The sequence below is a fragment of the Amycolatopsis sp. NPDC024027 genome, assembly GCF_040638975.1.
Classification (GTDB): domain Bacteria; phylum Actinomycetota; class Actinomycetes; order Mycobacteriales; family Pseudonocardiaceae; genus Amycolatopsis.
In genome coordinates, this window is the sequence record NZ_JBEZYY010000007.1 from 330,174 (window position 1) to 353,347 (window position 23,174).

The 23,174-nt window shown below is 73.0% G+C and carries 24 protein-coding genes and 1 pseudogene; 12 read left to right on the forward strand and 13 right to left on the reverse strand.

The genetic code is table 11. The features are described 5' to 3' along the window. The first annotated feature begins 108 nt into the window (after nt 1-108). The 3 genes and pseudogenes from rfbB to AB0F52_RS20355 all read left to right on the forward strand — a co-directional run. Nucleotides 109-1,098 carry a dTDP-glucose 4,6-dehydratase gene (gene rfbB, locus AB0F52_RS20345; RefSeq protein WP_360173220.1) on the forward strand — a complete coding sequence of 330 codons (990 nt, stop codon included), beginning with the start codon at nt 109-111 and terminating at the stop codon, nt 1,096-1,098. Between the two features lie 4 nt (nt 1,099-1,102). Further along, nucleotides 1,103-1,999, forward strand: coding sequence for a dTDP-4-dehydrorhamnose reductase (gene rfbD / locus AB0F52_RS20350; protein WP_360172907.1), 897 nt, complete (start codon nt 1,103-1,105; stop codon nt 1,997-1,999). Nucleotides 2,000-2,199: 200 nt separating this feature from the next. Next, nucleotides 2,200-2,286: pseudogene (locus AB0F52_RS20355) on the forward strand (ABC transporter ATP-binding protein); the annotation flags it as partial. Nucleotides 2,287-2,359: 73 nt separating this feature from the next. Here AB0F52_RS20355 and AB0F52_RS20360 read toward each other — a convergent pair. Genes AB0F52_RS20360 through AB0F52_RS20370 form a run of 3 tightly spaced genes read right to left on the reverse strand, consistent with a single transcriptional unit; the run spans nt 2,360 to nt 6,917 of the window. Further along, the gene (locus tag AB0F52_RS20360) at nt 2,360-3,445 is read right to left on the reverse strand and encodes a glycosyltransferase family 1 protein (RefSeq protein ID WP_360172910.1); all 1,086 of its coding nucleotides are present in this window, start codon (nt 3,443-3,445) and stop codon (nt 2,360-2,362) included. Next, nucleotides 3,438-5,948, reverse strand: a complete 2,511-nt coding sequence (locus tag AB0F52_RS20365) for a glycosyltransferase (RefSeq protein ID WP_360172913.1) — start codon at nt 5,946-5,948, stop codon at nt 3,438-3,440. Before AB0F52_RS20365 ends, AB0F52_RS20360 begins: the two co-directional genes overlap by 8 nt. A 33-nt stretch (nt 5,949-5,981) precedes the next feature. Further along, the gene (locus tag AB0F52_RS20370; RefSeq protein WP_360172916.1) at nt 5,982-6,917 is read right to left on the reverse strand and encodes a glycosyltransferase family 2 protein; all 936 of its coding nucleotides are present in this window, start codon (nt 6,915-6,917) and stop codon (nt 5,982-5,984) included. 9 nt (nt 6,918-6,926) lie between these two features. Between AB0F52_RS20370 and AB0F52_RS20375 the strand changes: the two genes are divergently transcribed. The 3 genes from AB0F52_RS20375 to AB0F52_RS20385 all read left to right on the forward strand — a co-directional run bounded on the left by AB0F52_RS20375 (nt 6,927) and on the right by AB0F52_RS20385 (nt 10,276). Then, nucleotides 6,927-8,003, forward strand: coding sequence for a glycosyltransferase family 1 protein (locus AB0F52_RS20375; protein WP_360172919.1), 1,077 nt, complete (start codon nt 6,927-6,929; stop codon nt 8,001-8,003). Nucleotides 8,004-8,087: 84 nt separating this feature from the next. After that, the gene (locus AB0F52_RS20380) at nt 8,088-9,218 is read left to right on the forward strand and encodes a glycosyltransferase family 1 protein (RefSeq protein ID WP_360173223.1); all 1,131 of its coding nucleotides are present in this window, start codon (nt 8,088-8,090) and stop codon (nt 9,216-9,218) included. Nucleotides 9,219-9,415: 197 nt separating this feature from the next. Then, a complete protein-coding gene (locus AB0F52_RS20385) occupies nt 9,416-10,276 on the forward strand; it encodes a glycosyltransferase family 2 protein (protein ID WP_360172922.1) in 861 nt (286 codons plus the stop codon). Here AB0F52_RS20385 and AB0F52_RS20390 read toward each other — a convergent pair. Continuing rightward, nucleotides 10,273-10,731: a hypothetical protein gene (locus tag AB0F52_RS20390; protein WP_360172925.1), complete on the reverse strand. Its 459-nt coding sequence runs from the start codon at nt 10,729-10,731 to the stop codon at nt 10,273-10,275. The genes AB0F52_RS20385 and AB0F52_RS20390 overlap by 4 nt on opposite strands. A gap of 141 nt (nt 10,732-10,872) precedes the next feature. On the opposite strand from AB0F52_RS20390, the gene AB0F52_RS20395 reads away from it, so the two are divergent. Further along, nucleotides 10,873-11,961, forward strand: coding sequence for an NDP-sugar synthase (locus AB0F52_RS20395; protein WP_360172928.1), 1,089 nt, complete (start codon nt 10,873-10,875; stop codon nt 11,959-11,961). A gap of 4 nt (nt 11,962-11,965) precedes the next feature. Continuing rightward, nucleotides 11,966-12,862: a DNA-3-methyladenine glycosylase 2 family protein gene (locus AB0F52_RS20400; protein WP_360172931.1), complete on the forward strand. Its 897-nt coding sequence runs from the start codon at nt 11,966-11,968 to the stop codon at nt 12,860-12,862. A gap of 435 nt (nt 12,863-13,297) precedes the next feature. Here AB0F52_RS20400 and AB0F52_RS20405 read toward each other — a convergent pair whose 3' ends face one another. From AB0F52_RS20405 to AB0F52_RS20435, 7 genes are read right to left on the reverse strand one after another with little or no spacing between them, the layout of a single operon-like run. Beyond that, nucleotides 13,298-13,579 carry a hypothetical protein gene (locus AB0F52_RS20405; RefSeq protein WP_360172934.1) on the reverse strand — a complete coding sequence of 94 codons (282 nt, stop codon included), beginning with the start codon at nt 13,577-13,579 and terminating at the stop codon, nt 13,298-13,300. Continuing rightward, nucleotides 13,579-13,944 (reverse strand): GntR family transcriptional regulator, encoded by a 366-nt coding sequence (locus tag AB0F52_RS20410; protein ID WP_360172937.1) that lies wholly within the window; start codon nt 13,942-13,944, stop codon nt 13,579-13,581. The genes AB0F52_RS20405 and AB0F52_RS20410 overlap by 1 nt, the downstream gene beginning before the upstream one ends. After that, complete coding sequence (locus tag AB0F52_RS20415; protein WP_360172940.1) at nt 13,941-14,438, reverse strand: hypothetical protein; 498 nt, start codon at nt 14,436-14,438, stop codon at nt 13,941-13,943. The genes AB0F52_RS20410 and AB0F52_RS20415 overlap by 4 nt, the downstream gene beginning before the upstream one ends. 27 nt (nt 14,439-14,465) lie before the next feature. Continuing rightward, nucleotides 14,466-15,011, reverse strand: coding sequence for an NUDIX hydrolase (locus AB0F52_RS20420; protein WP_360172943.1), 546 nt, complete (start codon nt 15,009-15,011; stop codon nt 14,466-14,468). Next, nucleotides 15,008-16,354 (reverse strand): coenzyme F420-0:L-glutamate ligase, encoded by a 1,347-nt coding sequence (locus AB0F52_RS20425; protein ID WP_360172946.1) that lies wholly within the window; start codon nt 16,352-16,354, stop codon nt 15,008-15,010. The genes AB0F52_RS20420 and AB0F52_RS20425 overlap by 4 nt, the downstream gene beginning before the upstream one ends. Further along, a complete protein-coding gene (cofD, locus tag AB0F52_RS20430) occupies nt 16,347-17,336 on the reverse strand; it encodes a 2-phospho-L-lactate transferase (RefSeq protein ID WP_360172949.1) in 990 nt (329 codons plus the stop codon). Before cofD ends, AB0F52_RS20425 begins: the two co-directional genes overlap by 8 nt. Beyond that, nucleotides 17,333-18,265, reverse strand: a complete 933-nt coding sequence (locus AB0F52_RS20435; RefSeq protein WP_360172952.1) for a GNAT family N-acetyltransferase — start codon at nt 18,263-18,265, stop codon at nt 17,333-17,335. The genes cofD and AB0F52_RS20435 overlap by 4 nt, the downstream gene beginning before the upstream one ends. A gap of 60 nt (nt 18,266-18,325) precedes the next feature. Between AB0F52_RS20435 and AB0F52_RS20440 the strand changes: the two genes are divergently transcribed. From AB0F52_RS20440 to dapC, 3 genes are all read left to right on the forward strand, one after another. After that, nucleotides 18,326-18,523, forward strand: a complete 198-nt coding sequence (locus tag AB0F52_RS20440; RefSeq protein WP_360172955.1) for a hypothetical protein — start codon at nt 18,326-18,328, stop codon at nt 18,521-18,523. Nucleotides 18,524-18,632: 109 nt separating this feature from the next. After that, complete coding sequence (gene fdxA / locus AB0F52_RS20445; RefSeq protein WP_103344199.1) at nt 18,633-18,953, forward strand: ferredoxin; 321 nt, start codon at nt 18,633-18,635, stop codon at nt 18,951-18,953. Continuing rightward, nucleotides 18,950-20,041 (forward strand): succinyldiaminopimelate transaminase, encoded by a 1,092-nt coding sequence (gene dapC / locus AB0F52_RS20450; RefSeq protein WP_360172958.1) that lies wholly within the window; start codon nt 18,950-18,952, stop codon nt 20,039-20,041. The genes fdxA and dapC overlap by 4 nt, the downstream gene beginning before the upstream one ends. On the opposite strand, the gene AB0F52_RS20455 is transcribed toward dapC, so the two are convergent. Beyond that, nucleotides 20,035-20,652: a TetR/AcrR family transcriptional regulator gene (locus AB0F52_RS20455; RefSeq protein WP_360172961.1), complete on the reverse strand. Its 618-nt coding sequence runs from the start codon at nt 20,650-20,652 to the stop codon at nt 20,035-20,037. The genes dapC and AB0F52_RS20455 overlap by 7 nt on opposite strands. An 81-nt stretch (nt 20,653-20,733) precedes the next feature. Here AB0F52_RS20455 and AB0F52_RS20460 point away from each other — a divergent pair, with 81 nt between their 5' ends. Continuing rightward, on the forward strand, nt 20,734-22,140 hold the full coding sequence (locus AB0F52_RS20460) for an FAD-dependent monooxygenase (RefSeq protein ID WP_360172964.1): 1,407 nt from the start codon (nt 20,734-20,736) through the stop codon (nt 22,138-22,140). A gap of 86 nt (nt 22,141-22,226) precedes the next feature. Here the strand turns inward: AB0F52_RS20460 and AB0F52_RS20465 are convergent, their stop codons facing one another. Then, on the reverse strand, nt 22,227-23,159 hold the full coding sequence (locus tag AB0F52_RS20465) for a CHAD domain-containing protein (RefSeq protein WP_360172967.1): 933 nt from the start codon (nt 23,157-23,159) through the stop codon (nt 22,227-22,229). Nucleotides 23,160-23,174 lie beyond the last annotated feature (15 nt).

A 23,174-nucleotide genomic window follows, 5' to 3' on the forward strand; every position in this document is an offset into this window, starting at 1 on the left:
CCAGGACACCAGTGTGTCTCCACTCGAGACTCTACTGAGGCTGTTGTAGGACCTCCGTAGGCTGGGGGGCGGATGACCCCGTCCGGGGGTGCGAGGAAAGGCGTGGAGATGCGGGTCCTGGTCACCGGTGGTGCCGGCTTCATCGGGTCGCACTACGTCCGGCAGGTGCTGACCGGCGCCTACCCGGCGTTGCGCGAGGCCGAGGTGGTGGTGCTGGACAAACTCACCTACGCGGGCAACGAGGCCAACCTGGCCCCGGTCGCCGCCGACCCGCGGCTGCGGTTCGTCCGCGGCGACATCTGCGACAACGCGCTCGTCACCGAGGTGATGACGGGCGTGGACCTCGTCGTCCACTTCGCGGCGGAGTCCCATGTGGACCGCTCGATCCTCGGGTCGGCCGACTTCGTGCTCACGAACGTGCTCGGCACGCAGAACCTGCTGCAGGCGGCCGTGGAAGCCGGCGTCGGCAAGTTCGTGCACGTGTCCACCGATGAGGTGTACGGCTCGATCGAGCGCGGTTCGTGGACCGAAGACCACCTGCTGGAGCCGAATTCGCCGTATTCGGCGTCGAAGGCGTCGTCCGACCTGGTGGCGCGGTCGTTCTTCCGCACCCACGGGCTGCCGGTGTGCATCACCCGGTGTTCCAACAACTACGGTCCGTACCAGTTCCCGGAAAAGGTCATCCCGCTGTTCGTCACCAGCCTGCTCGACGGGGGGAAGGTGCCGCTCTACGGCGACGGGCTCAACGTCCGCGACTGGCTGCACGTGGACGACCACTGCCACGGCATCCAGCTGGTCGCCGACGGCGGGCGGCCGGGCGAGATCTACAACATCGGCGGCGGCACCGAGCTGACCAACCGTTCGCTGACCGAGAAGCTGCTGGAGGCGGTCGGCGCGAGCTGGGACAGCGTCGAGCCGGTCGAGGACCGCAAGGGCCACGACCGCCGGTACTCGGTGGACATCACCAAGATCCACGAGGAGCTGGGGTACGCTCCGCGCGTCTCTTTCGAGGACGGCCTGGCCGAGACAGTGGCCTGGTACCGGGACAATCGTGCGTGGTGGGAGCCGCTGGCCGCGCGGGCCGCGCTGAAGAAGTAAAGGAATGTCTGTGCCGCTGACGGTGCTTGTGCCCGGGGGTTCCGGGCAGCTCGGCCGGGATCTCGCCGCGCTGGCGTCCCCTTCGGTGGACGTCGTGGCCCCCGGTTCCGCCGAGCTGGACGTGACGGCGACGGGCCAGGTGCTGGCCGCGGTCGGGGCGTTGGCCGAGCGGGCCCGGGAAGCGGGTTCGGCGCCGGTGGTGATCAACGCGGCGGCGTACACGGCGGTCGACGCGGCGGAGACCGACGAGGAGCGCGCGTTCGCGGTGAACGCGGACGGGCCGCGAGTGCTGGCGGCGGCCTGCGCGTCCCGGCGGGTACCGCTGATCCACGTGTCGACGGACTACGTCTTTTCGGGTGACGCATCCCAGCCGTACGAGCCTTCCGACGAGCTGGGGCCGCGCAGTGCTTACGGCCGCACGAAGGCGGCGGGCGAGGACGCGGTACTCGGGTCCGGGGCGGCGTCGTGGGTGGTGCGCACCGGGTGGCTCTACGGGCATTCCGGCTCGAACTTCGTGAAGACCATGACCCGGCTGGAATCTTCGCGGGAGACGTTGTCCGTTGTGGACGATCAGATCGGCGGTCCTACGTGGACGGCCGAGCTGGCCGCGGGACTTCTCGAGCTGGCTTCGCGGGTGGCCGCCGGTGACGGGCCCGAGGGGCGGATCCTGCACTGCACGAACGCGGGTGAGGTGAGCTGGTGCGGGTTCGCGCGGGCGATCTTCAAGCACCTGGGCGCGGACCCCGCGCGGGTCCGGCCGTGCACGTCGGCGGAGTACCCGCAGGCGGCGGCCCGACCGGCTTACTCGGTGCTGTCCCCGTCCTCCTGGAAGGAAGCCTGGTTGACGCCGCTGCGGTCGTGGGAAGAGGCGCTGGCCGCCTACTTCGCGAGCGCCAAGTAGGCCAGCGTCATCTCGGTCGTTTCGGCGGCCCAGGTGCCCGCCAACGCCTGGGTGAACGCGCCGACGACCGCGCGCAACCCGAGTCGCGGAGTGGTTCGCCGACGCTTGTCCCCAGGCGGTTGAGCAGCTGATCCTTCACAGTGACGAGGAGCTTCTCCGGGGACGCCGGCTGCGCGCCTGCTGAGGCGGACGAAAGCCGCATCGAGGTGCGGAACGCCTACGCCGACTTCCCGATCTTCGGCGCCGAGACCCGGTCGATGAAGAAACGCGTGCTCGGCAAGGCTGGCCGGCATCTACGAGCCGACGCGGGGCCGCAGCCGGAGTGGTTCGCTCGGCGACGTCCTCGCTGCCTACAACGGGTCAGTGCCGGCCTGAAGCCAGCCGGTACGCGCCGACCGTCAGCTCCGCGCACGTGCGCCACGTGAAGTTCGCGGCGTGCGCTCGCCTCGATGCCGACGTCGCCACCGCGTGCGGGTCCGTCACCGCCGTCCTCAACGCCTCCGCCAAGCCGTCCACGTCGCCGTAGGGGACCAGGCTCGCGCACTCGCCCGCGACCTCGCGCAACGCCGGGATGTCCGTGCAGACCACCGGGACGTCCGACGCCATCGCCTCCAGCACCGGCAACCCGAACCCCTCGTCGCGCGACGGCAGCACCAGAGCCGAAGCTCCGGCCACCACCGTGCGCAGGTCCACATCGGACAGATAGCCGGTCTGGCACCTCCGGGCCCCACGCGGGAACGGACCCGGGCCCGCGAACACCAGGTCCGGCAGGTCCGGCGCCGAGTCGTGCGCCCGGGTCAGCCAGTCCAAGCCCTTCCGGGGCCCCGCGGCCCCGGCGAACAGCAGATAACGCGCGGGCAGGCCCAAGCGGGCCCGGCGCTCGTCGTCCGGGGGGCGGGCGGTGAACCACGCCGGGTTCACGCCCAGCGGCGTCACCACGATCTTGTCGCGGGAGACGTCGAGGCGCTCCGCCACCGCGTCCGCCACGGCCGCCGTCGGGGTGCAGATGACGTTCGCGCGGCGGGCGCCGCGGCGGACCAGGGCGGGGAGGTCCTTGTCGCTCGGGGCGAGCTCCTCCGGGTTGTCCAGGAAGGCCAGGTCGTGGATCGTCACCACGCCGGCCGCGCGGAAGCGGCCCGGCAGCACGAAGTTCGTGCCGTGCACCACGTCCGTCGGGCCGGCGAACACCTCGACCGGCGGGAAGTCCGAACGCAGCCACGCCATCCGCAGCAGCCGTGCCGCCACCGGCATCCCGCGGGCGCGGGCGCCGTACGGGAGCACGTGCCGCAGCCGCCGCCAGCCGCGCAGCGTGAACGCCACCGCACGCGTGTCGACCTCCGGGATCGACACCAGCTCTTCGATCAGCGCGGACGTGTACCGGCCGATCCCGGTGCGCGCGCCGAGCAGCGGGGTGCCGTCGAGGAGGACGCTCAGTGACCTAGCCACGGCGGAGCCGTTGCTTCGCGATCTTGATCGCCCGGCCGCCGACGCGCCGCGCCAGCTCGCGCGGCCCGCCCGCGTCGAGGTACTCGCGGATCAGGTCCACGTCCCGCCGCAGCACGGCCCGGCCGCGGACCGGCGGCGTCGTCACCAGGTCCGCCGAGCCGGGCAGCCGGTCGGCCGCCGGCCGCGGGTCGCGGCAGAACTCCACCAGCGGCTTCAGCACCTCGGGCCACGCGAACCGCTGCGCGACGACGGCGAGCCGCTCGACGCAGCCCGCGGCGAACTCCTCGTCGTACAACGCCTTTTCGAGCGCGTCGGCCAAGGCGTCGTCGTCTTCGGCCGGGACGACGACGCCGAGCCGTTCCGCCCGGATCAGGTCGGCGAACGCGTCGCCGTCGGTGGTGACGATCGGCAGCCCCGCCCACAGGTAGTCCAGGACGCGGGTGCGGAACGCGAACGTCGTCTCGACGTGCTCGTAATGCGTGGTGACGCCGCAGTTCGCGTCGAGCAGCCAGTTCTGGCGCTCGTTATAGGGCACCCACTGCTCGTTGAAGTAGACGTGCTTGCCGGTCAGCCCCAGCGAATCCGCGAGCCGGATCGTCCGGGTGCCGATGTCCATCTCGGCGACTTCGGGGTTCGGGTGCTTCATCCCGAGGAACACCAGCCGGACGTCGCCGCGGCGACGCCGCAGCTTCTCGATCGCGCGGACCAGGGTCAGCGGGTCGAACCAGCTGTACACCCCGCCCGCCCACAGCACGACGTGGTCGGTGCCGCCGATGCCCAGCGACGAGCGCAGGCCCGGCCCGGTGCGCACCGGCGGCTCCGGCGACAGGCCGAAGGGGACGACCGCGAGCAGCGACTGCGTCGTCGGGTCGGCGTCGTAGAGACGCGGCGAAAGCCGGCCGGTCGCGGCGAGGTGCCCCAGCCAGAAGTGCCGCTGCCGCTCGGAGGCGCAGAGGAAGAAGTCGCCGCGCTCGATCTGGGCGTCGAGGACGCGGGTGACGCCGGCGAGGTCGGCCGCGCGCTGGTCGTCCGCGACGCCCTTGCCCTGCTCCAGCAGTTCCAGGTGCATCGGGTCGTACAGGTCGGCGACCACGATCTTGCCGCTGTGCTGCTTCTTCAGCGACGGCGCCAGCTCCAGCACGTGACCCTGCAGGACGATGACGTCGGCCCAGGCGATCGGCGCGTCCAGCTCGCGGTGCTTGCCCGCGCTCACCCGGAACGGTGCCGGTGGCGGCGTCGCGAGGGGATTGGTGGTGACGAGGTGGACGTCGTGTTCGGCGGCGAGCGCGAGGGCGATGTTCCAGGCTCGGATCGCCGGGCCCGCCATCCGCTCGGTGAGTGCGTCCCCGGTGATCACCAGGATCTTCCGGCGCTGCCCGAAGGCCTTCTCGATGCCGAACGCCTCGACGAGGATGTCGTGCGCGGCCAGGTAGCGCGGGAGCGGGTACGCGGGCTCCAAAGCCTTGCGCAGCAAGGGAAGCAGGTCGGCGTCGGTGCGGACGCGGGCCGCCTGCTCGACCGCGCGGGACGCGGCCAGCGACGGCAGCTGCTCGACGAACTGGTCGATGGCCAGCAGCCCGGCGAGCGTGGTGCGGGGGATGGCGACGTCGCCGGACTCGATCGGGCCGACGCCGTGTTCGAGGTCGAGCTGGGTCGCGTCCAGCTCGCCGCGGGCGGTGGCCCGGCGCACGGCCAGGGCGAGCGCCGCGGGCAGCGCGCGGGCCAGGGTCTCGTCGGAGAGGTTCTTGTACAGCGCGGCCAGGGCGTTGCGCTCCAGCAGGAACGTCTCGCGGCCGGTCTCGGGCGCGTCGACCGACGCCATCGTGCCGTGGTGGCGGTGGTAGGTGAGCGACGCCGGGACGTACCGGACGCGCCAGCCGCGCAGGTTGAGCCGCCAGCCGAGGTCGACGTCCTCGTAGAACATGAAGAACCGCTCGTCGAAGCCGCCGAGCTCGGCGAACACGCCCGCCCGGACGAACAGCGCGGAGCCGGTGCCGAACAGGACGTCCTTCGCGACCTCGTGCTCGGCGGCCGGGACGTCGGCCAGCGGCGAACCGGCGTGGCGCTTGTAGCCCATGCCGAACCAGGTCAGGCCGCCGTCGACGAAGTCGGTGCCGGTGCCGTCCCAGTCGAGGACCTTGCTGGCCACCGCGGCGACGCGGGGCTGGGCGCGCAGCTCGGCGACGGCGGCGGAGACCCAGCCGGGCGCGGGGCGGGCGTCGTTGTTGAGAAAGCCGAGGACCGTGCCCTTCGCGTGCTTCGCACCGAGGTTGCAGCCACCCGCGAAACCGGTGTTGCGACCGGCCTCGACGACCTGGGCCCGGGGGACGGCCTCGCGGATGCGGGCGGCTTCGGCTTCGTCGGCGGAGTTGTCGACGCAGATCAGCTCGAGCTCGGCGTAGTCGTGCTCGGCGAGCGCGCGCAGGCAGGTGATCGTGTCGTCGGCGCCGTGGTAGTTCACCACGATCACCGAGACGAGCGGTTGCGGATCCCCCTGCGCCAAAGCCAGCTCCTCGTCGTCGATCCTGGCGCAAGCTTAAAGGCCTGCCCATGCCTCCCAGACCGCGCCTCGGCCGAGCGCCGCGCGGCGGGTGATCTTGCGCCGCGCCCGCAACGCCGCAGGTAGCCGCAAGAGCACCTCGGCGAGGACCCGGCAACGCAGGCCGAAGCGGAAGTTCGGCGCCGCCGGCCGCCCGGAACGCAGCGGCAGCACCGCTGTCAACACGGCGAACCGGAGCAGCTGGTTCACCGCGACGGCGCGGGGCGCGCAGCGCAGCAGCATGAGCAGCCGGTTGCGCTCGTTCCAGCGGTGGAACAGCGGCGAGCCCAGCTCGCTGCTGACGCCGTGGGCGTGCCGGACGCGGGCGTCCGGCGCCGCGACGACGTCCCACCCGGCCAGCCGCAGCCGCCACGCCGTGTCGGTGTCCTCGTAATAACAGAAGAATCCGGCCGGGACGCCGTGCACGCTCTTCAGCGCGTCGGTGCGCAGCAGCGCCGCGCCGCCGCAGAAGCCGAACACCTCGCCGGTGGGCTCGGTGACGTCGGCGCCGTGGCCGTCGGCGGTCAACCGGACGCCGGCGGACTGCGTGCTGCCGTCCGGGCGCACGAGCCGGGACGTCGCCGCGGCGGCCAGCGGCGCCTTCTCGAGGGTGTCCTCCAGCGTCGCGAGCCAGTCCGGCGCCGGTTCGGCGTCGTCGTTCAGCCAGGCCATGAGTGGCGTTCCGACCTTCCCGGCGGCGACGGCGAGGGCGCCCGCGTAGCCGGTGTTGCGCGGGAGGCGGAGCACTTCCGGGCGCGACGGATGGGCCGCGAGCAGGGCGGCGGTGCCGTCGGCGGAGGCGTTGTCGACCACGAGCGTCCGATGTGGACGCGTCTGCGCGGAGAGCGCGTCCAGGCAGGCCGTGATGTGCCCGGCACCCCGCCAGGTCACGACTACCACCGTGGTGGCGGGATTCGCGGTCACGTCCCGCACAATAGCCGCGTGCCCGAACTGGTCGTGCTCGCCGAGCAGCTCCTCGCGCCCGTGCCCGGTGGCACCGGGCGCTACACGGCCGAGCTGCTCCCCGCGCTCGCGAAGACCGCGCCGCCGGGCTGGACGGTGTCCAGCGTGGTCGCGCGGCACGCCGATGTCGGCGCGGCCCGCGTGTCCGGCGTCGAGGGCCCCCGCGTGCTGCGGATCCCGCCGCGGGCGCTGGTCGCCGCGTGGCAGGCGGGCCTGCGCTGGTGGCCGGGCGGCGACGCGGTGCACGCGCCGACGCCGTTCGCGCCGCCGCGCGCCCCGGCCGGGAAGACGCTGAGCGTGACCGTGCACGACACCGTGCCGTGGACCCACCCCGAGACGCTCACCGCGCGCGGGGTGAGCTGGCACCGGTCGATGATCGCGCGGGCCGCGCGGCGGGCGTCCGGGCTGGTGGTGCCGACGCGGGCGGTCGCGGACGAGCTCGCGGTGCTCATCGACGTCGACGTCCCGGTGCGCGTGGTGCCGCATGGCGTCCGGGTGCTCTCCGGCTCGGCCGAACTGGACCTCCCGGCGCGGTACGTGCTGGCCGTCGGCACGATCGAGCCGCGCAAGGGCATCGACGTGCTGGTCGACGCGGTCGCGGCGCTGGAGGGCACGGTGCTCGTGCTGGCCGGCCAGCCGGGCTGGGGCGGCATCGACCCGGTGGCGCTGGCGGCCGAGCGCGGCCTGCCCGCCGACCGGCTGCGGATGCTGGGGAAGGTGACCGACGCCGAGCTGGCGACCGTGCTGCGCCGGGCCGACGTGCTGGCCGTGCCGAGCCTCGCCGAGGGGTTCGGGCTGGGGCTGCTGGAGGCGATGGCGGCGGGGGTGCCGGTGGTGCACACCGACGTCCCGGCGCTGGCCGAGGTGGCCGGCGGGGCCGGTGTCATGGTGCCCCGAGGGGACGCCGCGGCGCTGGCTTCCGCGCTGCGCGAAGTGCTCGGTTCGCCGGCGAGGGCGGCGGAGCTGACCCGGGCGGGACGAGAGCGGGCGAAGGCGTTCACCTGGCGTCGCGCGGCCGAAGCCGTCTGGGCGATCCACCGGCGACCCCACGACTGAGCCGCTCACCAGCCCGGTTTGCCAGTTCCCCACCATGGCGTGGAGGCGCCGCCGTACCCTGCAGGGGTGAGCGACGATCCCCGGGTGCTGATCGACGCGACCGCGGTTCCCGCGGACCGCGGCGGTGTCGGGCGGTACGTGGATTCGCTCGTCGCCGCCCTCGACACGGACGGGGCGCGGATCACCGTCGTCTGCCAGCCCCGCGATCTGCAGCTCTACGACCAGCTGGCGCCGCGCTCGCGCGTCGTCCCCGCGTCGCCGGCCACGAGCACCCGCACGGCCCGCCTGACCTGGGAGCAAGCGACCCTGCCGCGGCTGGCGCGCCGGCTCGGCGCGGACGTCGTCCACTCGCCGCACTACACGATGCCGGTGGCGACCTCGGCCGCGTCGGTGGTCACGCTGCACGACGCGACGTTCTTCACCGACGCCGTGCTGCACTCCTCGGTGAAGGCCCGCTTCTTCCGCGCGTGGACGGCGACGGCGCTTCGCCGCGCGACACTGTGCGTAGTGCCTTCGGCGGCGACGGCCTCGGAGCTGGCCAGGGTCGGTCCGGTCCGGCACGCTTTGCTGGAGGTGATTCACCACGGCGTCGACAGCGAGCGCTTCCACCCGCCGTCCCCGGCGGAGGTCGCGGCGGCGCGCGCGGCCGTCGGCCTGGGGAAGACGCCGTACGTGGCGTTCCTGGGCGCGCTGGAGCCGCGGAAGAACGTGCCCGCGTTGATCCGCGGGTTCGCGCGCGCGGTCGCCGGCCGCCCGGACGCACCGGCGCTGGTGCTGGCCGGCCAGCCGGGCTGGGACACCCAGGTGGAGCGGGCGCTGGACGCGGTCCCGCACCGGCTGCGCGTGATCCGGGCGGGCTACCTGCCGTTCGGCACGCTGGCGGGTTTCCTCGGCGGCGCGGAGCTGGTGGCGTACCCGTCGCTGGGCGAGGGGTTCGGCCTGCCGGTCCTGGAGGCGATGGCGTGCGGCGCGTGCGTCCTGACCACGCGCCGGTTGTCCCTGCCGGAGGTGGGCGGCGACGCGGTGGCCTACTGCGGGGTGGGCGCCGGCGACGTCGCGGCCGCTCTCGGTGAGCTGCTCGCGGACCCGGGGCGGCGGGCCGAGCTGGCGACGGCCGCGCAGCAGCGCGCGAAGGAGTTCTCGTGGGCCACGACTGCGGAACGCCATCGGGAGGCGTACGCGAAAGCCTGGTCCCGGCACCTCCGCACCCGCTGAACCGTGCTCGAGAAGCCGACACGCGTGATTGAGGGGTCGACTCGCGTGATCGAAGGGGCGACACGGCGACAACCGGCTCGCTCGGTGTGTCGACCTCGCAATCACGCGTGCCGGCTTTCCGATCACGCGTGCCGGCGCTTCCGTCACGGCCCCCGGGGTGGCGGGGTTGCCCTGCGTGACGAGTGGACAATGGCCGGGTGACTGAGCAATCCCGCTATGGCGACGATGTCGGCGTCGTGACCGTGACCTACTTCTCCGAGGACACCATCGAGCGGTTCCTCGACACCCTCGAGAAGGCCACCGAGCGCGAGGTCAAGGTGGTCGTCGCGGACAACGCGTCCGTCGAGGGTGCCCTCGAGCGGGTCACCGCCGACCGGGCGAACGTGCAGCTGCTCACCATCGGGGAAAACGTCGGCTACGGGACCGCCGCGAACCGGGGCGTCGCCGAGCTCGACGACTCCTACGGCTGGGTCGTCGTCGTCAACCCGGACCTCGAATGGGAGCCCGGGTCGCTCGACGCGCTCCTCGAGGTCGCCGGGCGGTGGCCACGCGGGGGTGCCTTCGGGCCGCTGATCCACGACGTCGGCGGCACGGTCTACCCCTCGGCCCGGCTCCTGCCGTCCTTCGGGCGCGGGATCGGGCACGCCGTCTTCGCGAAGGTCTGGCCCGGCAACCCCTGGACCAAGCAGTACCGGCAGGAGAGCGGCACGCCGGTCGAGCGCACCTCGGGCTGGCTGTCCGGCTCGTGCCAGCTGATCCGCCGGGAGGCGTTCGACTCCGTCGGCGGCTTCGACACGCGCTACTTCATGTACTTCGAGGACGTCGACCTCGGCGACCGGCTGGCCAAGGCGGGCTGGCTGAACGTCTACGCGCCGACCTCGCGGGTGACGCACGAAGGCGGCCACTCGACGTCACAGGCGTCGAAGAAGATGCTCGCGGCGCACCACGCCAGCGCCTACCGCTACCTCGCCGACCGCCACCAGGGGCTCGCCTGGAAGCCGGTGCTGGCCGCCGTGAAGCTCGGCCTGGCGCTGCGGCTGAAGCTGGAAACCCGCTAGATCCCGTCGAGCCGGCGCGAAAGGTCGGACTTGCCGATGTTCTGCGTCACCGTCGGCACCAGGCCGGTGTCCTCCGGGCCGGGCTCCTTCAGCGGGCTCGTGACCTGCTCGGCCTGGGGCCGGCGGGACAGGGGCATCGGAGTGGGCAGCGGCGTCGTCGGCGACGGCGTGCTCAGCGGCGTCGTCTGCTGCGGGCGGCGGCCACCCTGGACCTCCATCCGCCGCGTCGGCGCCGAGCCGGCCAGCGGGTGGTCGTTCTCCTCGATCAGCGACGCCGGCAGCTGCGTGGTCGTGTCGGGGTCGCGGCTGCGGTCGAGCCCGTCGATCTGCGCTCGCGGGATCTGCTGGGTGTTCGACGAGTCCATCGGTGACGTCGCGCTGTCGGGTGTCACGACGAACACACCGCGCGCCTGGGCTCGTGCGAGCAGGGCGTCCGCCCGATCGCGGGGGTCCATCCCCTCGGCCTCCCGACTGACCCGGGGCCCTCTGGGGAAAGGCCCGCCTGTTTCCTGTCTAGGGTAGGCCCTCCGGGCGACCTCCGTCAGGGTTTCCCGCGGCTTGTCGCTCAGCGGTGCGTGATAAAAGAGGAGATTTCCGTGACGTCCGAGGTCCGAACCGACGCTGTCGACGCCGTCGTGCTGGTCGGGGGCAAGGGCACGCGCCTCCGGCCGTTGACGCTGTCGGCGCCGAAGCCGATGCTCCCCACCGCCGGGACCCCCTACCTGAGCCACCTGTTCTCCCGCATCCGCGAGGCCGGCATCCGGCACGTCGTGCTGGGCACGAGCTACCGGGCGGAGGTCTTCGAGGAGTACTTCGGCGACGGCAAAGCCATCGGCCTCGACCTGGAGTACGTCGTCGAGGAGGAGCCGCTCGACACCGCGGGCGCGATCCGGAACGTCTACGACCGGCTGCGGGCCGACCACGTGATCGTCTTCAACGGCGACATCATCTCCGGCTCGGACCTCGGCGAGCAGCTGCGCGTCCACCGCGAATCCGAGGCCGACGTCACCCTGCACCTGCAGCGCGTGCCGGACCCCAGCCGGTTCGGGTCGGTGCCGACCGACGAGACCGGGCGCGTCCAGGCGTTCCTCGAGAAGACGCCGGACCCGCCGACCGACCAGATCAACGCCGGCTGCTACGTCTTCCGCCGTCCGGTGATCGAGGCCATCCCGACCGGGCGGCGGGTGTCGGTCGAGCGCGAGACGTTCCCGCAGCTGCTGGCGCAGGGCGCGCACATCCAGGGCTTCGTCGACGAGTCGTACTGGCTGGACGTCGGCACGCCGGAAGCGTTCGTGCGCGGCTCGGCCGACCTGGTGCGCGGCCTGGCGCCGACGTCGGCGCTGCCCGGCCGCCCCGGCGACTTCCTGGTCCTGGACGGCGCGTCGGTGGCCGAGGACGCCCAGCTGTCCGGCGGGTCGACGATCGGCGTCGCCGCGGTCGTGGGCCCGGGCGCGAAGATCGACGGCTCGGTCCTGTTCGACGGCGCGGCGGTCTCCGAGGGCGCGATCGTCGAGCGTTCGGTGCTCGGGCACGGCGCCCGCGTCGGCGCCGGCGCGGTGCTGCGCGGCGTGGTGCTGGGCGACGGCGTGTCCGTCGGGGCCGGCTGTGAGCTCTTGGACGGTGCCCGCGTCTGGCCGGACGTCGTCCTGCCTGACGGATCCGTCCGCTTTTCGAGCGACGCGTAGCCCGGTGTTCTGGCGTCCCGCGTTCGAGGTCGACCTGGGCCGGGTCCTGGGTCCGCTGAAGCGCGGCCGCGGGTCGCTCAACATCCTCACCGACGAGCGCGGCATCACCTGGCTCGCGTCGAACACCCCGGACGGCCCCGGAACGCTGGCGCTGCGCCGCTGCCCGGACGGCCGCATCGAGGCCGCGGCCTGGGGCGAGGCGAAGGACCGGCTCCTGAGCGGGGTGCCGGCGTTGCTGGGGGCCGACGACGACGATGCGGGGTTCGTCGCGCACCACGACGTCGTCGCACGGGCCCGGCGGGCGAACCCCGGCCTGCGGCTCGGGTCGACCGGGGTGGTGTGGGACTGGCTGGTGCTCGCCGTGCTGGAGCAGAAGGTGGCGGGTAAGGAGGCGATCCGGTCGTGGGCCGAGCTGTGCCGCCGCTTCGGCACGCGCCCACCCGGCCCGGCGCCCGAGCGGCTGCGCGTGCCCCCGACACCGGCGGCGCTGAGGGCGCTGCCGGACTGGCACTGGCACCGCGCGGGGGTCGACATCAAGCGCCGGACGGCGTTGCTGAACGCGGCGCGCGTGGCGGGTCATCTGGAGCGGGCGGTGGAGCTGCGCGGGCTCGAGGGGCGCCACTGGTTGCGCCAGGTCCCGGGCATCGGAGTCTGGACGGCGGCGGAGATCGCCCAGCGCGCCTGGGGCGACCCGGACGCGGTGAGCTTCGGCGACTACAACATCCCCTCGATGGTGGGAAACGCGGTTCTGGGCACGAAGCTCGACGACGCGGGGATGGCGGAGGTGCTGGCCCCGTATGCACCGCAGCGGCAGCGAGCGGTCCGGTACTTGGAGGCGGCCGGCCACACGCGGCCACGGTTCGGGCCGAGGATCGAGCTGCGCGACTACCGCGCGATGTGACCCCGAAGCCGCGGCGGCGAGCGGTGGTCGCGGGCGGGAGTCGGTGGTGTGGCCGCGGGTCGCTGCGGCGCGAGGCGGGGGTGCTGTGTGGCGGCGGGTTGCCGCGGCCTGGCTGGGAGGCGGCGCGCGAGGCAGTGTGCGGAGGTTGCTGCGGCGCAGGGCGGGGGCGGAGCGGGGCGGCCAGGGGTGCCGCGGCGCGGGCGTGGGGCGGCGGTGGGCTGCTGCGGCGCGGTGTGCGGCCGCGGGCCCGTTGCGCCCGGGAATGGGGGCGGCGCGCGAGGCAGTGTGCGGCGGCCTGCTGCGGCGCGGGGCGTGGGGCGGTGTGCGGCCGAGGGTTGCTGCAAGGCGGGCCGCGGGACGGTGTGCGGCCCCGGAATGGCTGAAGGCCGCCATCGCGGCATCGCTGCCCTGATGGCGGCCCTCGAAGGCTGCGCGCTACTGCTGCGGGGGATAACCGCCCGGCGGCGGCGGGTACGGCGGCTGCTGCCCCGGGAATCCAGGCGGCTGCTGGCCGGGATAACCCTGCTGCGGCCCGGGATACCCCGGGTAGCCCGGCGGCTGCTGTCCCGGAAAGCCTTGCTGCGGCGGATATCCCGGCTGCTGGTACCCCGGGTACGGCGGCTGCTTCGGCTTGCTCGCATTGACGATGAGCAGCACCACCCCGGCGATGCCGGCGATCACCACCAGGATGATCAGCAGCATCAGCACGCTCACCATCAGCTCTTCCCCTCGTCGAGTGCCGCGCGGACGATCGACAGCGCCTCGGCGTCGTCGAGGCCGAGCCTACGGGTGGTCTTCGCGTACTCCGCCGCCGCCTGCTGGGCTCGGCGGCGGCTCTGGTCGCCCGCCGCCGCTACGAAGCTGCCTGCGCGGCCGCGGGTTTCGATCAGGCCCGCTTCCTCCAGCTCGCGGTACGCCCTCGCCACCGTGTTCGGGGCGATGCCCAGGTCGGCCGCCAGCCGGCGGACCGTGGGCAGCTTCGTGCCGACGGCCAGGCTCCGGTCGTTGATCCGCGTCGCGAGCCCGGAGCGGACCTGCTCGAACGGCGGGACCGGCGAACTGCTGTCGAAGGGGACGATCACCAGCTCTGCGGACCCGCTCCCGGCCCCGGCAACTGCTGCTGCGGCGGGAACGACGGCCCCTGCGGTGCGAACTGCTGCGGCGCCGGCGGATAGCCCGGCTGCTGCGGGAACCCCTGCTGCGGCGAAGGCGGCGGGTGTCCCGGCGCGAAGCCCGGCTGCGCAAATCCCTGCGACGGAGGCTGCGCGAAACCTTGCGAACCCGGCTGCGCAAACCCCTGCGACGGCGGCGGAGAACCCGGTGGCGGAGAACCCGGTGGCGGAGGGAATCCCGGCTGCGCAAACCCCTGCTGCGGCGGGAAGCCCGGGTTCGGCGGGAACTGCCCGCCGTTCTTCATCGCCTCTTCGCGGCGCATCTTCGACACCCGGACGATCACCGCGATGATGAACACGATGACGCCCAGGACGATCAGCCCGAGCACGATGTACCCGAACACGCCGGTGTCACCGCCACCGCCGGAGTGGTAGTGCACCCGCTCCGGGAACTGTGTAGCCATGTGGTCCCTCCCTCTCCGCGAACCAGGCTATCGCCCGGCACCGACAGGAACGGCCGCTTTCACCAGATCGGCGAGATCTTCCGACCCCGCGGGCAGCGCGTCCGCCGGCCACCAGCGCAGGTCGTCGGACTCGTCGCTGCGCACCGGCGAGGCCCCCGGCGGGGCGTGCACCGCGAACCGGACGTCGAAGTGCCGGGTCGGCACGCCCAGCGAGCACGTGATCGGGTGGACGTCCAGGTGCACCGGCTCGGCGGAGATCCGCAGCCCGGACATCCCCGACTCCTCGGTGGCCTCCCGCAGCGCCGCCCCGGCCAGTGACGTGTCCGACGGCTCGCAGTGGCCGCCGAGCTGCAGCCACCGGCCGACCCGTGGGTGCAGCGTCAGCAGCACCTGCGTGCCGGTGTGGTCCAGCACCACCGCCGACGCCGTCAGGTGCCCGGCCTCGCAGGAGCGCTGACACGAATCCTCACGAGCGGCCAGGAAGCCGAGGAACGCCTGGCGCAGCGACTCCTGGGAAGCGGCAGCAGGCCGCCACGACGAAAGCGTCGTGACGGCGTCCGCGTGCAGGCTCACAGTTCCAGCAGCCCTTCGCCCGCCGAGGCCGACCCGCGCGGGTCCGGCTCGGTGAGCGGCACGCCGATCGCGACCGAACCGAGCGGCTGCCAGCGCTCGTCCAGGCCGAGAACTTCGCGGACGACGTCGGCGGCGAAGATCGTCGACCCGATCCAGCACGAACCCAGGCCCTCGGCCGCCAGCGCGACCAGCAGGCCCTGGACCGCGGCGCCGCCGGCGACGGTGAACATCGTCTTCTCGCAGTCGTTGCGGCGGTCGTCGCGGTAGGTGTGCGCGCCGTCCGGGACCAGGAACGGGATGACGACTTCCGGGGCCCGGTACAGGATGTCGCCCCGGCTGAGCCGCTTCGCGATCTGCTCCGGCGTGAAGTCGTCCCCGGACAGGTCGGCCTGCCACGACTCGCGCATCGCGTCGAGCAGCTTCTTCCGGACGCCGGAGTCGCGCAGCCAGACGAACCGCACCGGGTGCGTGTGGTGCGGCGCGGGCGCGGTCAGCGCGGAACCGACGGCCCGCCGGATCGAGGCAGGGGAGACCGGCTCGTCCGCGAAGTGCCGCACCGAGCGCCGGGCCGGGACGGCCTCGCGCCGGCCCTGCGCGACGGCCTCGTTGACGCCCAGCCGGAAGAGGTCCTCCTCCAGCGGCCGGATCAGGTTCCGCGCGGTCGAACCGTCGTCTTCCAAGGAGAGCCCGCGCACGACCGCCACCGGCGTCCCGCCCAGCTTGCCCTTGACCAGGTCGGCGGCCGCGGCGAGCTCGTCGGCGACGGCGACCTCGGTGACGGCCAGCTCGTTGCCCTGCCCGTCGACCTGTCCCTGGTAGGCGTGCAGCACGCGCAGCCCGGACGAGCCGATGGCGGCGTCGGTCTGCCCGACCCGCCAGGCCCGGCCCATCGTGTCGGTGACGACGACGGCGACCTCGACGCCGAGCCGCTCCCGCAGCCCGTTGCGCAGCGCCAGCGCCGAAGCGTCCGGGTCGGCGGGCAGCAGCGCGACCTCGTCACCGGCCACATTGGACGCGTCGATCCCGGACGCGGCCTGCACGATCCCCAGGTGGTTCTGGGTGATCACCGTGCGCGCGATCCGCGCGACGATCCGCACGGCCTCCTGCTCGACGAGCTTCCGGCGTTCGGCGTCGCGGGCTTCCGGGTCCGACGGCACGCGCACGAGCCTGCCCTCGGCCTTGGAGACGATCTTGCTGGTCACGACCAGGACGTCGCCGGAGCGCAGCCAGGGCGCGGCGGCCACGATCGCGCCGGTCAGGTCGTCGCCCGGGCGGAACTCCGGCAGCCCGGTGACGGGCAGGATCTCCAGCTTGGGGGCGGCGTGGTCAGCGGTGTCAGGCAACGGGGGCTCCAGCCAGGTCGAGGGCGGCGCGGGCCATCGCCGCGGTCGCGTCCACATCGGACATCAGCAGCGGGACGTCGCGGACGGTCACGCCCGGCACGTCCGCCGTCTCGCCTTCGGCGATCAGCCAGCCGTCGAGCACGCCGCCGTCCTTGCGCGAGCCGTAGTGCCGGCCCACCGCCTCGGCCGACGTCTCGACGCCGATCGCGGTCAGGCACGCGTCGGCCATCCCGCGCAGCGCCTTGCCGCCGATGATCGGCGACACCCCGACCACACCGGCTGACGTCTTGCGCAGCGCGTCCCGGACGCCGGGCACGCCCAGCACGGTGCCCACCGAGACGACCGGGTTGGACGGCGCGAACAGCACCGCGTCCGCGCCGGAGATGGCCTCCAGCACGCCCGGCGCGGCCTTGGCCTCGTCGGCGCCCACCGCGACGATCGAGTGCGCCTTCGGCTCGGCGCGGTAGCGCACCCACCACTCCTGGAAGTGGACGGCCTTCTGCTGCCCGTCCTGCTCCGGGTCGTCGATCACGACGTGCGTCTCGACCCGGTCGTCCGACATCGGCAGCAGCCGGACGCCGGGCTGCCAGCGGTCGCACAGGGCCTCGGTGACCGCCGAGAGCGGGTAGCCCGCGCGCAGCATCCGCGACCGGATCAGGTGGGTGGCGATGTCCTTGTCGCCGAGGCCGAACCACGTCGGCTCGGCGCCGTAGGCGGCCAGCTCCTCCTTGACGACCCAGGTCTCGCCCGAGTGCCCCCAGCCGCGTTCCTTGTCGATCCCGCCGCCCAGGGTGTACATGCAGGTGTCCAGGTCCGGACAGATCCGCAGCCCGTGCATCCAGACGTCGTCGCCGGTGTTGACCAGCGCCGTCACCTCGTGCTCCGACTCGGAGGCACCCTCGGGTGCCATGCCCAAAGCCGCCTTGACACCCAGCAGGAAGCGGGCCCCGCCCACTCCGCCGACCACTACCACGATCTTCACGACGTCGAATCCTCGCACGAGCCGGGTGCGGGCACCCAGTACCGGTATCTGTGGTGCGGGGCGTAGCCGAGCCCCGCGTAGAGCGCGAGCGCGCCCGAATTCCCCTCCGCGACCTGCAACACCGCGCGGTCCGCTCCGTGTTCCGCACCCCAGGTCTGCGCGGCGCCCATCAGCGCCGACGCCAGCCCGCGGCGGCGGAAGGCGGGGTGCACCGCCAGCCGCCCGACGTGCAGCCAGTCGTCGACCAGGGCGGCGCGGACGGCGCCGGCGACGCTGCCCTCGACGACCGCGACGCCGTAACCGACCTTCCCGCCGGTGAGGACCTGCCGCGCGGCGGGGGTGTCTTCGCCCGGGCGCAGGGTGAGCTCCCACCAGCCGGGCCCGGGCTCGTCGCCCACCGTGACGCCGGGGACGGCGGTGACATCCGGGCCTTCGGCCCGAGCCGGGGGCTTCGCCACCCGGAACCCCCGAAAACGTGTGACATCCGGGCCTTCGGCCCGAGCCGGAGGCTTCGCCACCCGGAACCCCCGAGAACGTGTGACATCCGGGCCTTCGGCCCGAGCCGGGGGCTCCGCCGCCCGGAACCCCCGAAAACGTGCGGCGGGGACCAGCGGCGCGGTGAGCACCTCGACCTCGTGGCCGGCACCGTGGCCGGTGGCCGGCACCCACCCGGCCGCGGTGATCGCGCGTTCGTTCGGGCTGTCCCGGACCACCTGCACCATCGGGGGGATCCCCCGATCGTGGGCGAAATCACACACCGCGCGCAGCGCCTCGGCGAGCGGGCGGCCGGCGTCGCCGATGGCGAGTGCGCTGTTGGCGCGCCCGGTGAAGCCATCCGCCCAGCGCAGGCGCCACTCACCCAGGGGCTCCTCCGCCAGAGGTGGCCATGCTTTGCTGCAGGTGAGTTCGAGCTTCTCGCGGGCGTTCACCGCTAGATTGTGACGGAGACGGTGAACGTCGCGGGAGCGGATTTCCGCAGGAGGTGTGGCGTGGGTATCCAGCGCAAGGACGAGCGGCACAACGAGAAGGTCGTCGACGAGATCGCCGAAGGGTTCAACCGAGCCGTGGGGGAGAAGAAGCCCGGGAGTGACACGCCCGAAAGCGGCGCAAGCGAAGCGCCCAAGCCGCGCTTCGTCATCACCGGTGACGCCCGGGCCACCCCGCCCCCGCGCCGCCGGCAGAGGTGAGCCCCATACCCGGGGTATGGATAAGGCTTGCCTCACCAACCGAACGGGTGCCGACGCCGCGTAATGTCGGCACCGACTGGCTGTTTGCTGAGAAAAGCAGGAGTGCGCAGTGACCTACGTGATCGCCGAGCCCTGCGTCGACGTGCTCGACAAGGCGTGTATCGACGAGTGCCCCGTGGACTGCATCTACGAGGGCGAGCGGATGCTGTACATCCACCCGGACGAGTGCGTCGACTGCGGCGCCTGCGAGCCGGTCTGCCCGGTCGAGGCGATCTACTACGAGGACGACGTCCCGGACACCTGGTCGGACTACACCAAGGCGAACGTCGACTTCTTCGACGAGCTGGGCTCGCCCGGCGGTGCGTCCAAGGTGGGCAAGACCGCGCACGACCCGGCCTTCATCAAGGCGCTGCCCCCGCAGGGCGAATGAACCGGATCGCGCTGCCCGACTTCCCCTGGGATTCGCTCGCCGAGGTCAAGGCCACGGCCCAGGCGCATCCCGGTGGGGTCGTCGACCTCTCCATCGGCACGCCGGTCGACCCGGTCCCGGCCGGCATCCGCGAGGCCCTCGCGTCGGTCTCGGAGATCCCCGGGTACCCGACCACCCACGGCATCCCGGCGCTGCGGGAAGCCGCGCGCGGGGCGCTTGCGCGGCGGCACGGCGTCGACGGCATCGAGCCGGACGCCGTGCTGCCGACGATCGGGTCCAAGGAGGCCGTGGCCTGGCTGCCGCGGCTGCTCGGCTTCGGCCCCGGCGACGTCGTCGTCATCCCGGAGCTGGCCTACCCGACGTACGAGGTCGGGGTGCTGCTGGCCGGTGCGTCGATCCTGCGGTCCGACGGCCTGACCGCGCTCGGCCCGCAGAAGCCGGCGATGATCTGGCTGAACTCGCCGTCCAACCCGACCGGCCAGGTGCTGCCCGTCGAGCACCTGCGCAAGGTCGTCGAGTGGGCGCGCGAGCGTGACGTCGTCGTGGTCTCCGACGAGTGCTACCTGGCGCTCGGCTGGGAGTCCGACCCGCTGTCGGTGCTGCACCCGGACGTCTGCGACGGCCGGACCGACGGGCTGATCGCGGTGCACTCGCTGTCGAAGTCGGCGAACCTGGCCAGCTACCGCGCCGGGTTCCTGACCGGTGACCCGCGCCTGATCGCGCAGCTGCTCGAGGTCCGCAAGCACGCGGGCATGATCGTGCCGCGCCCGGTCCAGGAGGCGATGGTCGCCGCCCTGACCGACGACGAGGCCCTGCGCACGCAGCGCGAGCGCTACGCCCGCCGCCGCCTCGTCCTGCGGAAGGCGTTGCTGGACAACGGCTTCCGCATCGACCACTCCGAAGCGGGGCTCTACCTCTGGGCGACCAGGGACGAGGACGCCGCGGCGACGGTCCGGTGGCTGGCCGACCGCGGGATCCTGGTCGCGCCGGGGACGTTCTACGGCCCGAAGGGTGGCAAGCACGTCCGCGTCGCGCTGACCGCGACGGACGAGCGCGTCGACGCCGCTGTGGAGCGCCTGACTCAGTAGTCGCGGCCGGTGAGGCCCCGGTAGATGAACCGCGTGAGCAGCTCGATCGCTTCTTCGTCGGTCGGTGGTGTCCAGTCCGGCGGTGAGCCGTGCAGCCACGTCGCCGCGAAGGAGTCGACGAGGTTGTACATCAGCATCCCGCAGCGGTCCGGCGTCGTGGGCAGCTTCAGCCCGGCGCGGGTGACGTGCGCGAGGTGGTCGTCGAGGTCGGCGGCCTGGGACGCGCCGAACTGCGCGAGCGTGCGTGCGAACGACTCGCTGACCATTGCCGCCTGGCGCAGCGCCAGCATGGTCGCGGCGTTCTCCCGGTAGAAGGTCCAGTACTGCCGGACGTGCCAGCGCACGGCCGCCGGGTCGCTGAAGTCGTTCAGGTGGTCCTCGCTGTCGGCGCTCTCGTCGCCGGACGCCGCGATGTCGGCCATGAGCGCTTCGAGAAGCTCTTCCTTGCCCGCGAAGTGGTTGTAGAACGACCCCGCGGCCCGGCCCGCCTCGGCGGTGATGTCGGTGATCTTCGTGTTCAGGTAGCCCTTCCGGGCGAAGACGCGCTTGGCCGCGGCCTTGAGCGCGACCTCGGTCTCCGCGGCCTTTTCCTTGCGGCTCGTCGCCGTCATCGCCACCTCCCTTGACATAGGACGCTAGCAGCGTCATTCTGAATCTAGATTCACTGAACTTAAATTCACTGGGAGGGCGACATGGACACACGGGTGCTGATCGCGGGAGCGGGACCGACCGGGCTGACACTGGCCATCGAGCTGGCGCGGCGCGACGTCGCCGTGCGGATCATCGACAAGGCCGAGACGTACTTCGTGGGCTCGCGCGGCGACGGGATGCAGCCGCGCACGCTGGAGGTGTTCGAGGACCTGGGCGTGCTCGACGCGGTGCTGGCCGCGGGCATGGCCCCGGTGCCGATGAAGATCCACCTCGGCGGCGAGGTGGTGGGCGAGCGGATGATGTTCGACCCCGTCGAGCCGACGCCGTCGCGGCCGTACGCGACCGGCTGGTTCCTGGGCCAGTCGCAGACCGAGGGCATCCTGCGCGACCGGCTGGCCGAGTACGGCGTGCGGGTCGAGCTCGCGACCGCGCTGACCGGCTTCGCCCAGGACGCCGACGGCGTCACGGCGACGTTGAGCACGGGCGAAACCGTCCGCGCGGAGTACCTGGTCGGCGCGGACGGCGGCAAGAGCTTCGTGCGCAAGACGCTGGGGATCGCGTTCGAGGGCACGACCGACGAGTCGATCCGGATGCTGCTCGGCGACGTCCGGGCCGAGGGGCTCGACCGGAACTACGGCCACTGGTTCGCGACCCCGGACGAGCCGATGAGCGGCATGATGTTCAGCCCGCTGCCGGGTACGCCGCACTTCCAGTTCGGCGCCTCCCTCGGCGACGGCGAGACCGACGTCGAGACGGCGTTGCCCGCGGTCCAGGCCCGGCTCGACACGCTGAGCGGCGGCACGGTCAAGCTGTCCGACCTGGTCTGGTCGACGGTGTGGCGGCCGAACATCCGCTTGGCGGCCCGCTTCCGCGACGGCCGGGTGTTCCTGGCCGGGGACGCGGCGCACGTCCACCCGCCGACCGGCGGGCAGGGGCTGAACACCGGTGTCCAGGACGGCTACAACCTGGGCTGGAAGCTCGCGGACGGGGCACCGGAGCTGCTGGACAGCTACGAGATCGAGCGGCGCACGGTCGCGGCCCGGGTGCTCGGGGTGACGGCCGGGATCCTGCAGAAGTACGTCGACGGGGACGACGACGCCCACCACCGCGGCGAAGAGACGAACCAGCTGAACATCACCTACCGCGGCGGCCCGCTGTCACCGGCCGGGACGGGCGCGCTGCGGCCGGGCGACCGGGCGCCGGACGCCCCGCTGGCCGACGCGAACGGCAAGCGGGTGCGGCTGTTCGAGCTGTTCCGCGGCCCGCACGCGACGGAGCTGCTGTTCGGGGCGGGCGAGACGCCGGGGTACCGGATCCTGCCGGCGGGGAGCGTGGCCACGGGAATGGACCTGGTCGACGACGGCGGCCACGCCTACGCGGCCTACGAGGCTTCGGATGGCTGCCGGGTGCTCATCCGGCCGGACGGATACGTCTGGTCGATGTCCTGAGACTCACCGGCCGGAACGCAGTGAATGACTCATTCCTGGCGTCGGATGCAAGGAATGAGTCATTCAAGACGTTGCCGGGGTGCGGCTCAGGCGTGGAGGGCCTTGGCGGCGGAGTCCACCGCGGCCCAGGAGGCGCGCCAGGTCGCGCGGGCCTCGGCGCGGCGGCTCAGCTCGCGCTCGGCGATGCGGCCCGCGACGAACCCCATCGGGCCGTCCGCCGACTCCAGGATCGTGCGCATCCGCTCGGCCGCGATCACCGCGTCCTGGTGCTCGCCGAGCACGGTCTGGAAGTCCTTCGTCGCCTTGAGCAGCTGCTTGATCTTCGCCGTCTGCTTCTTCTTCACCGACGTCTGGGCCAGCTCGGCCGCGTAACGCAGCTTCTTGCCGTGGATGCGCAGCGCGTGCAGGTCGTCGTCCGGCGGGTCGGCGGGCAGGGCGCGGACGGCCTTGGCGAGCTTGCGGTGCGGCTTCGCCAGCCCGGTGATCAGGTCGTGCGGCCGGGTGACGGCCGGGGCGGACTCCGCCCGGGTCAGCAGGCTCACCTCGCGCAGCAACGTCGAGTACCGGGCACTCGACAGCGCCCGCGTCAGGCGGCGCTTCGCCGTGGCTCGCTCGGTGACGAACTTCGACACCAGGCGACGGCCCGCCGCCTGGTCGCGGACCTCGAAGCCGGCGATGACCTCGCGCAGGTGCCCGATCAGCACGTCGTAGTCGCGCACCTCGCCGAGGGACTGGCCGAGCCAGCCCAGCTCCGCGCGCACCGGTTCGGCGCCGTCGCCGACCAGCTCGCCGGACAGCTTCAGCACGCTGCGCATCCGCCGCAGGGCGACGCGCATCTGGTGCAGGTCTTCCGGGTCCACGCCGGAGCGCGTGCCGGGTTCGTGCGCGAGCAGCGCGCGGATCTCCCGGTCGAGCTTGGCGCGGACGTGGTGGACCGCCGGGTCGGCCGGACGCGCTTCGACGGGCGCGTCCGGCAGGCCCAGCTCAGCCGGCGTCCGGCGGAACGATTCGGTGGTCACCCCTGGATGGTAGGT